The sequence below is a fragment of the Micromonospora sp. WMMD1082 genome (assembly GCF_029626175.1).
GTDB lineage: Bacteria > Actinomycetota > Actinomycetes > Mycobacteriales > Micromonosporaceae > Micromonospora.
Genome location: NZ_JARUBM010000002.1, coordinates 2,642,409 through 2,653,898 on the forward strand (window position 1 = coordinate 2,642,409; position 11,490 = coordinate 2,653,898).

The window sequence follows — 11,490 nt, forward strand, 5'->3', positions numbered from 1 at the left end:
CTGGCGGGAGGCTGGCCGGGACCGGATACGGTCGGGCACATGACTGGTGAGCACCCGGCGCTGACGCTGCGCGGCCTGGCCAAGAGCTTCGATGGCAAGATCGCGGTGGCCGGCGTGGACCTGGACGTACCGGCCGGCTCGTTCTACGGGCTGCTCGGTCCGAACGGCGCGGGCAAGACCACCACCCTGTCCATGGCGGTCGGCCTGCTGCGGCCGGACGCCGGGGGCGCCTGGGTGCTCGGGCGCGACGTGTGGAGCGACCCGGTCGCCGCGAAGCAGCTGCTCGGCGTCATGCCCGACGGCGTACGCCTGTTCGACCGGCTGAGCGGCGGCGAGCTGCTCGCGTACCACGGTCTGCTGCGCGGCATGGACCCGGCGGTGGTCGACCAGCGGGCGGCGGAGCTGCTCGACGTGCTGGCCCTCGCCGACGCCGGCCGCACCCTGGTGGTCGACTACTCGGCCGGCATGAAGAAGAAGATCGGCCTGGCCTGTGCCCTGTTGCACGGGCCGCGACTGCTGGTGCTGGACGAGCCGTTCGAGGCGGTCGACCCGGTCTCGGCGGCGCTGATCCGCGACATCCTCCAGCGGTACGTCGCCGGCGGCGGGACGGTGGTCTTCTCCAGCCACGTGATGGAGGTCGTGCAGCGGCTCTGCACGCACGTCGCGATCCTCGCCGAGGGCACCATCAAGCGGGTCGGCACGCTGGCGCAGGTGCGCGGCGAGCGCTCGCTGGAGGAGGTCTTCGTCGAGGTGGTCGGCGGCCGTACCGCCACCGGTGAGGAGCTGGCGTGGCTGTCCCGGTGAGCGCACCGGCGCGCCCGGTGCGGCCCGTCTCGGCGCGGCACTTCGTCCGGCTCAAGCTGCGGGTGATGGGCAACAACTTCCGGGGCCAGGGCTGGCGCGTCGCGTTGTTCCTGATCGGCTCCCTGTTCGGGCTCTGGTTCGCGGTCGGCGCCTTCTTCGGCCTGGCCGCTCCCGGGCTGGCCGGCGACGACCGGTACGCGCTGCTGGTCGCCGCGTTCGCCGGCGCCCTGCTGGTGCTCGGCTGGCTGCTGCTGCCCCTGGTCTTCTTCGGCGTCGACGAGACACTCGACCCGGCCCGCTTCGCGTTGCTGCCGCTGACCCGCCGCACCCTGGTCACGGGGTTGTTCGCGGCGGCGCTGGTGAGCGTACCCACGGTTGCCGTGCTGGTGGCGGTCACCGGCCTGGTGGTCACCGCGGGCGTCTTCGGCGGCTGGTCCGCCGCCGTGGTGGCCGCCGTCGGGGTGGTCTTGGGGGTGCTCCTCTGCGTCGCCGCGGCCCGCGCGGTGACCAGCGCCTTCGCCTCCATGCTCCGCTCCCGCCGGGTGCGTGACCTGGCCGCCGTCCTGCTCGCGGTCCTCGCCGCCCTGCTCGGGCCGTTGCAGATCGCCGGCCTGGCCGCGATCCAGGACGCCGACTGGGACCGGCTCGCCGGGGTGGCGACGGTGGTCGGCTGGACGCCGTTCGGCGCGCCCTGGACGGCCGGCATCGACCTGGCCCAGGGTCGGGTCTGGGCGGCTCCCCTGAAGCTCCTGATCACCGCGGTGACCATCGTCGCGTTGCTGGCCTGGTGGTCGCGCTCGCTGGAGTCGGCGATGGTCGGCGCGGCGAGCGCCGGACCGGCTCGGGCGAGACCCGGGCTGACCGGCGGTGTGGTGGCCCAGCTGTTCCCCCGGGCGACCGGCTGGCTGCGCCGGGACCGGTTCGGCGCGCTGGTCGCGCGGGAGGCCCGCTACTGGTGGCGCGACGCCCGGCGTCGGGCCAACCTGATCACCATCGCGGTGGTGGGACTCTTCGTGCCGGTGATGGTCAACCTGGGTGGGCAGGGCTTCGCGTTCGACAGCGAGCAGGGCTTCACCGCTCTCGGCGAGTCGTCGCCGGTGGTGGTCAGCCTCTCCATGCTCTTCGTCGGGCTGCTCGCCGCGGTGACGCTGGCCAACCAGTTCGGCTTCGACGGCAGCGCGTACGCCGCGAACGTGGTGGCCGGTGTGCCCGGCCGGCTGGAGCTGCACGCCCGGATGGCCGCCTTCTCGCTGTACGTGCTGCCCATGCTGGCGTTCGTGGCCGTGGTGGTCGCGCTGCTGCTCGGCGAGCCGGCCTGGACGGCGTTCATGATCGGCACTCTGCTCGCGACCTACGGCGCGGGGCTGGCGGTCAACTCGTTCGTGTCGGTCCTCGGCGCGTACTCGCTGCCGGAGACGAGCAACCCCTTCGCGATGAACAGCGGCGCCGGCGTGGTCAAGAGCCTGCTGACCCTGCTGGCCATGGTCGCCACCGCCGCGATCGGCGTGCCGATGGTGGTGGCCGCCGCGCTGCTCGGCGACGCCTGGCTCTGGCTGGGGCTGCCGCTCGGCATCGCCTACGGCACCGGCGCGGCGCTGCTCGGCGCGTACCTGGCCGGCGACGTGCTGGACCGCCGCCAGCCCGAACTCCTGGCACTGGTCACCCCACGCCGCTGACCCCGGTCACAATGTTTCACGTGAATCATGAGCCGGGCGCCCAGATCCACCACACCGACCCGTTCGCCGTGCCGGCGGGCCAGCGCTCGCCCGTACGCCGGTTCCGGGGTCGGTTGGCCGCCCCGGTGACGCTCTGGACGGCGCCCGGGCCGGCCGGGCTGACCGTGTCGTCGACGCTGGTGGCCGACGGCGAGCCGGGCCGGCTGCTCGGCCTGGTCGACGCGGAGTCGGAGCTGTGGGCGGCGGTCGAGGAGGCCGGCGTCTTCGCGGTGACGCCGCTCGGCCCGCCGCACCGGCAGCTCGCCGACCGGTTCGCCGGGCTCTTCCCGTCGCCCGGCGGCCTCTTTGCCACCGGCACCTGGACCGACACCACCTACGGGCCGGTGCCCGCCGATGCCGGCGGCTGGGCCGGCTGCCGGCTGGACGCCGCCCGGGAGTACGGCTGGGGCCTGCTGGTCGAGGCGACCATCGAGCAGGTGGAGCTGACGGCGGAGACCGAGCCACTGCTGCACCACCGGGGCCGCTACCACGAGCTGAGCTGATCCCCGCCGGCGCCGGCCGGACCCGGCGGCGACCCACCCCGATCTCGGCCCACGCCGATCACGGCCAACCGTCGTCCCGCCCACCGGTCAACGGAGTGAACTGGGTCACTGGGCGCAACGACGACGCCGTTCGGCGCCCCCGACTACCGGGGGCGGATCTCGACCTTTTCCGGCGGGGAGCGCGCTTCCTACCGTGCGCGAAACTCCTGACGCCTGTGAAGGTGGTGATCCACAAGATGTCCACGGACACACCCGCTCCCACGCCGACCGATTCGGTGCCGGAGCGGTACCTCGCGGTCCAACGGTCGGACGAGTTCGCCGGGCTACGCCGCGCGCTGCGCGGTTTCGTCTTCCCGATGACCATCGCGTTCTTCCTGTGGTACGCGCTCTACGTGATCCTCTCCGCGTACGCGCGAGGCTTCATGGGCACGCAACTCTTCGGCAGCAACATCAACGTGGCGCTGGTCTTCGGCCTGCTCCAGTTCGTCTCGACCTTCCTCATCGCCTGGTTCTACTCCCGGTACGCCGACCGGAAGATCGACCCGGTGGCCGACAAGATCCGCGACGAGTTGACCGGAGGTGACTCGTGATCTCGACGATCCTCGCGGCAGAGGCGGGCAACACCACCGCCCGCAACCTGACCATCGTGCTCTTCCTGGCCTTCGTGGCCGCCACCCTGGGCATCACGATCTGGGCCAGCCGGCAGACCAAGACGGCCACCGACTTCTACGCCGGTGGTCGGTCGTTCTCCGGTTTCCAGAACGGCATGGCGATCGGCGGCGACTACATGTCGGCCGCGTCCTTCCTCGGCATCGCCGGCATCATCGCGCTCTACGGCTACGACGGCTTCCTGTACTCGATCGGCTTCCTGGTCGCCTGGCTGGTGGCGCTGCTGCTGGTCGCGGAGCTGCTGCGGAACTCGGGCCGGTACACGATGGCCGACGTGCTGGCGTTCCGGATGCGCCAGCGTCCGGTGCGTACGGCGGCGGCGGTCTCCACCATCACGGTGTCGATCTTCTACCTGCTGGCCCAGATGGTCGGCGCGGGCGCCCTGGTGGCACTGCTGCTCGGCATCCGTCCCGGCACCACCTTCCTGGGCATGGGCGCGGACACCGCCAAGGTGGCGACGATCATCCTGGTCGGCGCCCTGATGATCATCTACGTGACCGTGGGTGGCATGAAGGGCACCACGTACGTGCAGATCGTCAAGGCGTTCCTGCTGATGGGCGGCGCGCTGCTGATGACCCTGCTGGTGCTGGCCAAGTACAAGTTCAACCTGTCGTCGCTGCTCGGTGACGCGGCGGCGAGTTCCGGCCAGGGAACCGCCTTCCTGGAACCCGGGCTACGGTACGGCGTCGAAGTCGCCGGGAACGCGACACAGACCTTCTACAACAAGGTCGACCTGCTCTCCCTCGGCATCGCACTGGTGCTCGGCACCGCCGGTCTGCCGCACATCCTGATCCGCTTCTACACCGTGCCGACGGCGAAGGCGGCCCGTAAGAGCGTGCTCTGGGCGATCGGCATCATCGGCTCCTTCTACCTGCTCACGCTGGCGCTCGGCTTCGGCGCGGCGGCGCTGGTCGGCGGCGACGCCATCCGGGAGCAGGACGCGGCGGGGAACACCGCCGCTCCACAGTTGGCCGAGGCGCTCGGTATCGACTTCTTCGGCGGCGAGCTAGGCGGCGCGGCGATGCTGGCGATCATCGCAGCGGTCGCCTTCGCCACCATCCTGGCGGTGGTCGCCGGGTTGACCCTGGCCTCGTCGTCCAGCCTGGCGCACGACTTCTACGCCAACGTGGTCAAGCGGGGCAACGCGTCGGAGCGGCAGGAGGTGACCGTCGCCCGGATCTCCGCGCTGGTGATCGGCGCGGTCGCCATCACGCTGTCGATCTTCGCGCAGAACCTGAACGTGGCGTTCCTGGTGGCACTGGCCTTCGCGGTGGCCGCCTCCGGCAACCTGCCGGCGATCCTCTACAGCCTGTTCTGGAAGCGGTTCAACACCTCCGGCGCGGTGTGGGCGATCTACGGCGGCCTGCTGGCCGCGGTGCTGCTGGTGTTCTTCTCGCCGGTGGTCTCCGGCGCGCCGACGGCGATGTTCCCGGACCACGACTGGCAGTGGTTCCCGCTGTCCAACCCGGGCATCCTGTCCATCCCGTTCGGCTTCCTCTGCGGCTGGATCGGGACCGTCATCTCGAAGGAGAGCGACGAGGAGAAGTACGCCGAGTTGGAGGTGCGCGCGCTCACCGGAGCCGGCGCGCACTGACCGCCCCGGAGTAACAGTGTTGATAGGGGCCCCCGGTATACGCCAGGCGTAACCGGGGGCCCCTCCTTATAGGCTGGCCGGTATGAAGGTTGAGCAGCGTTTCGGCCCCGGTCACCGCATCCTGGTCACCGGCGGGGCCGGCTTCGTCCCGTCGCATCTGGTGGACTCCCTGGTCGAGCGTGGCTGCACCGTGGTCGCGCTGGACAACTTCGTCACCGGGTCGAAGGAGAACGTCGCCCACCTGCTCGACACGCCGACCTTCGCCCTCGTGGAGGCCGACGTCTCCAACGGGCTGCCGGCCCACCCGGCCCTGGCGGAGCGGTTCGACGCGATCCTGCACATGGCCTCCCCGGCCAGCCCGACCGACTTCGAGAAGCTGCCGGTGGAGATCCTCCGGGTCGGCTCCGTGGCCACCCTGCACCTGCTGGAGCGGGCCGCCACCGACGGCGCCCGGTTCCTGCTGGCCTCCACCTCCGAGGCGTACGGCGACCCGAAGGAGCACCCGCAGCGGGAGACGTACTGGGGCAACGTCAACCCGATCGGCGTCCGGAGCGTCTACGACGAGGCCAAGCGCTTCGCCGAGGCCGCGACGATGGCGTACCGCCGCAGTCGCGGTGTGGACACCGCCATCGTGCGGATCTTCAACACCTTCGGGCCGCGGATGCGGCCGGACGACGGTCGTGCCATCCCGACCTTCATCTCCCAGGCGCTGCGGGGCGAGTCGCTCACCGTGCACGGCACCGGCGACCAGACCCGGTCGATCTGCTACGTCTCCGATCTCGTCCGGGGCATCCTCCTGCTGCTGGACTCGACCGAGAGTGGGCCGGTGAACTGCGGTACCGAGCACGAGGTGAGCATGCGGGAGCTGGCCGAGACGATCGTGGCGCTCTGCGACAGCAAGTCGGCGGTGACGTACATCACGCGCGGCTCGGACGACCCGGAGATGCGCCGGCCGGACCTCACCCTCGCCCGGGAACTGCTCGGGTACGAGCCCGCCGTCCCGGCGGAGGAGGGCCTGCGACGCACGATCGAGCACTTCCGGGGCCGGGCAGGGTAACCGCCCATGACACGGCGCGGAGCCCGCGCTGAGGGCGGCACTGGCCCGGGCTGCGTACCCTGAGTTACATGTCAGCAACCATCCCCGCCGCACTGCCGGCCCCTCACCTGCACCGCGGCAGCGCCGGACGCGCGTCGGTGCCGAGCCCGGGCCGGGGCGGTGGACGGGCCGGCCAGGCGGCCGAGACCCGGTGGTACCCCGCGTACGACGAGGAGCCGGTCGCTCCCGGCGGACCGGGCGGGCCGCGCGGGCCGGTGGGGCCGGGTGGCCCCGGTGGCGGCCCACCGCCGCGGGGTCGGCGGCCGCGCTGGCGCCGCATGGCGCTGGTGGCCGGCGTCGCCGTGCTGGCGCTGGCCCTGATCTTCGGCACCGGCGCCTGGTTCTACGCCCGCAACCTCGACAACAACCTGGCCCGGACGGACCCGTTCTCGGAGATCACCGGCGGTCGACCGGCCAAGGCCGTAGACGGCGCGCTGAACATCCTGATGGTGGGCACCGACTCGCGGGATCCGGACGCGCCGATGGACCGGCCCGGCGAGTGGCGGGCCGACACGATCATCGTCATGCACATCCCCGCCGACCACAAAGAGGCGTACCTCGTCTCCATCCCGCGGGATCTGTACGTGCCGATCCCCGAGAGCGCCGGCGCCGGGTGCGAGACCGGCCAGCGACGCAAGATCAACGCAGCGTTCGCGTTCGGCGGGCTACCGCTGGCGGTACGCACCGTCGAGTGCTTCACCGACGTGCACATCGACCACGTCATGGCGATCGACTTCGGCGGTTTCAAGCAGGTCACCGACGCGCTCGGCGGGGTGGATCTCGAGGTGGAGCGGACCATCACCTCGATCCACAAGCCGTACCGGAAGTTCACCAAGGGCACCAACCACATGAACGGCACCGAGGCGCTGGACTGGATCCGCCAGCGCAAGCAGTTCCCGGACGGCGACTTCGCCCGGATGCGCCACCAGCAGGAGTTCCTGCGGGCCCTGATGGACAAGGCGGCGAGCACGGGCACGCTGACCAACCCGAAGAAGCTCAACGACTTCCTCCGGTCGGTGACCGACGCGGTCACGGTCGACCAGGGCTTCTCGCTGACCGACATGGCCGTGCAGTTCCGCAACCTGCGCGGCCACAACCTGACCTTCGTCACCAGCCCGCACCTGGGCAGCCAGACCATCAACGGTGAGTCGGTGGTCGTCTCCGACCGGGAGAACGCCCTGGCCATGTACCGGGCGATGTCGGCGGACACGATGGCCGACTGGATGCGGGCCAACAAGCAGTCGGCCGCCGACAACGGCTGATCACGGATCGTGGTGACGGGCCGGCCGGGCCCGGTGTGACCGATCGGCCGAACGTCCACTTTGATCTGGACTTTCGGCCAAACCAGCAGGATGGCGTGGCGAGGAACGCCAGCTGAACGTCAGGCGAACTCGCCACCACGCGTACGCGTACGTACAGTGTTCCCGCCCCCCAAACGCGAACACGAGCTGGAGCACGAATGCCGGTTCACAGCCCCTCCCTGCTCGATCCGCCGCGTGCGTCCACCACCCCGCCGACCCCCGCCGAGACCGCGGTGCCGGGCAAGTCCGGAAAGAAGGGGCGCCCCCGGCGCAGGGACCCGCTCTGGGCCCGGCTCACCGTGGTGTTCGGCGCCGTGCTGATGATGACCAGTGGTCTGGCCATCGTCGGCAGCAAGGCGGTGATCAGTCAGGCCACCGGCAGCATCTCCCAGCGCAACCTGCTCGGCGACGCGGGCAAGACGAGCGCGGAGGGCGGGGCCGACCTCAAGGGCCCGATCGACCTGTTGCTGCTGGGTGTGGACGCCCGGGAGCGGTGGGCGGCCGACGACGTCCGGGCGGACAGCATCATCGTGCTGCACATCCCGGCCACCCACGACCAGGCCTACCTGATCTCGATCCCCCGGGACACCGAGGTGCAGATCCCGCCGTTCCCCAAGACCGGGTACCCGGGCGGCGCCGGCAAGATCAACGGGGCCTTCCAGGCCGGCGCGCGCAACGACGGCGGCTGGGAGGGCGGGGCGCAGCTGATGGCCCAGACGATCAAGCGGATGACCGGGGTCAGCTTCGACGGCGCCGCGATCATCAACTTCGGCGGGTTCAAGAACGTCATCGACGCCCTCGGTTCGGTGCGCATCTGCGTCAAGCAGGAGGTCAAGTCGCACCACATGTCGTACGTCGACGGCAAGCCGATGTGGAACGCCGACGCCAAAAAGACCGGCAAGCCGCGAACCCCGGTGGTGCACGAGAAGGGCTGCCGGGAGATGGAGGGCTGGGCCGCCCTGGACTTCTCCCGCCAGCGTTACGGCCTGAAGAACAGCGACTACGACCGCCAGCAGAACCAGCAGCAGTTGATCAAGGCGATGGCCAAGAAGGCGACGCAGAACGGCAGCCTGACCAACCCGGTCAAGCTGAACGAGCTGATCAAGGCGGCCGGCCAGGCGTTCATCCTGGACACCGGGGGCGTCTCGGTGGAGGACTTCGTCTTCACCATGCGCGGGATCACCGGCAACGAACTGATCATGCTGAAGACCAACGGCGGCACGTACAACGCCAGGGGCAACGGCAACGAGGCGCTGAGCGAGCAGACCCTGGACATGTTCCGCGCGGTACGGCAGGACAAGCTCGCCGAGTTCGTCTTCTACAACCCCGAGGTGATCTCTTCCCGGAAGTGACCGGCGGTGGCGATACCGGGAAACCGCCGTCACCCTCCGTGAACCTTTCGTAGCCTGACATGAGGTGGATTCATGTCGCTCCGGGAGGGACGTCACGGCCAGGACGGGACGGGCAGCCGGAAAGCGGGCATCGGGAGGTCGTTCCCGGAGCCCGCGCTGGGCCCGCGTACTGCTCGGGACCGGGCTGGCGGTGGTGCTGCTGGCCACGCTCGCCGTGGTCGGCATCCGGGTGCTCGCCGACCGGTACGAGCGCACCATGACCCGGGAGGAACTGCTCGACCCGAGCGCCCGCATCGGCCGCACCGACCTGGACGGCCCGCTCAACTACCTGCTCGTCGGATCGGACCGCCGACCCGGTGACACCGGCCCGGAGCAGCGCACCGACACCATCCTGATCGTGCACGTGCCGGCCGGGCTGCGCGAGGGCTATCTGGTCTCCGTGCCACGCGACCTGCTGGTCACCATCCCGCCCGGCGGCGGCTACCCGGGCGGCGAAGACAAGATCAACACCGCCTACGAGTACGGCGGGGGCGGCCGGGACGGTGCCCAGCTGCTCTCGGCCACCCTGGCCCGGCTCACCGGGATCCGCTTCGACGGCGCCGCCCTGGTCGACTTCGCCGGTCTCCGCAACGTGATCGACCTGCTCGGCGGGATCGACCTGTGCGTACGGGACGAGGTGCGCTCGATCCACACCGACCGCGTCTTCCACCCCGGCTGCCAGCGGATGGACGGTGCGCAGGCGCTGGACTACGTGCGGCAACGCTACGGCCTGCCGGGCGGGGACTACGACCGGCAGACCCACCAGCAGCAGTTGCTGGGGGCCATGCTCGCCCGGGCCGGCGAGACCCGGCTGCGCACCGACCCGGTCCAGTTGCACCGGCTCATCCGGGCCGTCGGCGACTCGCTGACCGTGGACACGAACGGCGTACCCGTGGAGGATCTGCTGCTCGCGCTGCACGGCCTCGCCACCGACGGGCTGCGCGGCGTACAGGTACCGTCCTACCCCCAGATGATCGACCAGGTCTCCTACGTCCGACTGGACAGCGGGGCCGAGGGGTTGTTCGAGGCGGTACGCGGCACCCGGATGCCGGAATGGGCCGGGGCCCATCCGCGCTGGGTGACCCGGATCTGAGCCGTCGGCCCGCCCGGCGGGGGACCGCCGGCCGAGCCCGGAACCGGCGGCCCGGCCCGCCGACCGCACCGGTCACCGGGACGGGTTCTAGGCTTGGTACCCGTGTTCGGACCTCAGATACCCACCGTGACCGTTCCCGAGATCACCGACGAGACGTACCTGCTCGACGTCCGGGAGGACGACGAGTGGGCCGCCGGCCACGCACCCGGCGCCCACCACCTGCCGATGATGGAGCTGCCGGCCCGCCTGGCCGAGGTCCCCACCGATCGGGACGTGGCCGTCATCTGCCGCTCCGGCGGGCGCTCCGCCCAGGTCGTCGCGTACCTCATGCGCAACGGTTGGGACCAGGTGCGCAACGTTGCCGGCGGGATGGGCGACTGGGCGGCCGCCGGGCGGCCGGTGACCGGCTCGGACGGGCAGCCGGGCCGGGTCCTGTAGGGCTCCCGCCGATGGACGGCCCACTCGTCTTCGCACACCGTGGCGCGTCGTACGACCTGCCGGAGCACACCCTCGCCGCCTACCTGCGCGCCCTCGACGAGGGCGCCGACGGGCTGGAGTGTGACGTCCGGCTGACCCGCGACGGGCACCTCGTCTGCGTACACGATCGCCGGCTGGACCGGACCAGCAACGGCCGCGGGCTGGTCAGCGCCCGCACCCTCGGCGAGTTGGAGCAGCTCGACTTCGGCTCCTGGCATCCGGGCGGCGTACCGGCCGACGGCGACGAGGTGCTCGACGACTCGCACACCCGGCTGCTCACCCTCGAACGGCTGCTGGAGGCCGTCCTCGGCGCCGGCCGCCCCGTCCGGCTGCTGGTGGAGACGAAACACCCGTCCCGCTACGGCGGGAACGTGGAGCGCCGGCTGGTCGCCCTGCTGCGCCGGTACGGGCTGGCCGAACCGCGTCCCGGCGCCCCGGTGACGGTCACCGTGATGTCCTTCTCCCCGCTGGCCGTACGCCGGATGCGGATGCTGGCTCCCGCGCTGCCGACCGTGCTGCTGCTGGAGGTGCTGCCCCGCTGGATGAGCCTGGGTCGGCTGCCGTTCGGTGCCGGCATCGCCGGCCCGGGGATCGCGCTGGTCCGGGCCCGCCCCGCGCTGGTGCCGGCGCTGCGGGCCGCTGGCAACCAGGTCTACGTCTGGACGGTGAACGAGCCGGCCGACCTCGACCTCGTGACGGGCATCGGGGTGGACGGCGTGATCACCGATCGTCCGGCGCACACTCTCGCCCGGCTGCGCCGGTAAGCGCGACCGGCAACACCGGCGGTGGAGGCGAGGCGGGCCGCTCGGGGGTGCGCGGAAACGCGACCGGCAGGGCACACTCGGGT

Annotated in this window: 10 protein-coding genes and 1 pseudogene; all 11 read left to right on the forward strand. The window is 71.3% G+C overall.

Annotation, left to right across the window (positions count from 1 at the left end; all coding sequences use genetic code 11):
- Window positions 1–39 precede the first annotated feature (39 nt).
- The 11 genes and pseudogenes from O7615_RS12175 to O7615_RS12225 all read left to right on the forward strand — a co-directional run bounded on the left by O7615_RS12175 (window position 40) and on the right by O7615_RS12225 (window position 11,407).
- Entirely contained in the window at window positions 40–804 is a 765-nt protein-coding gene (locus O7615_RS12175) for an ABC transporter ATP-binding protein (RefSeq protein WP_278177573.1), read from the forward strand.
- Window positions 789–2,480, forward strand: coding sequence for an ABC transporter permease (locus tag O7615_RS12180; protein ID WP_278177574.1), 1,692 nt, complete (start codon window positions 789–791; stop codon window positions 2,478–2,480). The genes O7615_RS12175 and O7615_RS12180 overlap by 16 nt, the downstream gene beginning before the upstream one ends.
- An 11-nt stretch (window positions 2,481–2,491) precedes the next feature.
- On the forward strand, window positions 2,492–3,022 hold the full coding sequence (locus O7615_RS12185) for a flavin reductase family protein (RefSeq protein WP_278177575.1): 531 nt from the start codon (window positions 2,492–2,494) through the stop codon (window positions 3,020–3,022).
- Between the two features lie 236 nt (window positions 3,023–3,258).
- Window positions 3,259–3,631: pseudogene (locus O7615_RS12190) on the forward strand (DUF485 domain-containing protein); the annotation flags it as partial.
- On the forward strand, window positions 3,612–5,285 hold the full coding sequence (locus O7615_RS12195; RefSeq protein WP_278182074.1) for a cation acetate symporter: 1,674 nt from the start codon (window positions 3,612–3,614) through the stop codon (window positions 5,283–5,285). The pseudogene O7615_RS12190 and the gene O7615_RS12195, both read left to right, overlap by 20 nt.
- Window positions 5,286–5,367: 82 nt before the next feature.
- The gene (locus O7615_RS12200) at window positions 5,368–6,342 is read left to right on the forward strand and encodes an NAD-dependent epimerase/dehydratase family protein (protein WP_278177577.1); all 975 of its coding nucleotides are present in this window, start codon (window positions 5,368–5,370) and stop codon (window positions 6,340–6,342) included.
- Between the two features lie 68 nt (window positions 6,343–6,410).
- On the forward strand, window positions 6,411–7,643 hold the full coding sequence (locus O7615_RS12205) for an LCP family protein (protein ID WP_278177578.1): 1,233 nt from the start codon (window positions 6,411–6,413) through the stop codon (window positions 7,641–7,643).
- Between the two features lie 197 nt (window positions 7,644–7,840).
- The gene (locus O7615_RS12210) at window positions 7,841–9,034 is read left to right on the forward strand and encodes an LCP family protein (RefSeq protein ID WP_278177579.1); all 1,194 of its coding nucleotides are present in this window, start codon (window positions 7,841–7,843) and stop codon (window positions 9,032–9,034) included.
- 193 nt (window positions 9,035–9,227) lie between these two features.
- Complete coding sequence (locus tag O7615_RS12215; RefSeq protein WP_278177580.1) at window positions 9,228–10,166, forward strand: LCP family protein; 939 nt, start codon at window positions 9,228–9,230, stop codon at window positions 10,164–10,166.
- Window positions 10,167–10,268: 102 nt separating this feature from the next.
- Window positions 10,269–10,604 (forward strand): rhodanese-like domain-containing protein, encoded by a 336-nt coding sequence (locus tag O7615_RS12220; protein ID WP_278177581.1) that lies wholly within the window; start codon window positions 10,269–10,271, stop codon window positions 10,602–10,604.
- Window positions 10,605–10,615: 11 nt separating this feature from the next.
- Window positions 10,616–11,407, forward strand: coding sequence for a glycerophosphodiester phosphodiesterase family protein (locus tag O7615_RS12225; RefSeq protein WP_278177583.1), 792 nt, complete (start codon window positions 10,616–10,618; stop codon window positions 11,405–11,407).
- Window positions 11,408–11,490: the final 83 nt, after the last annotated feature.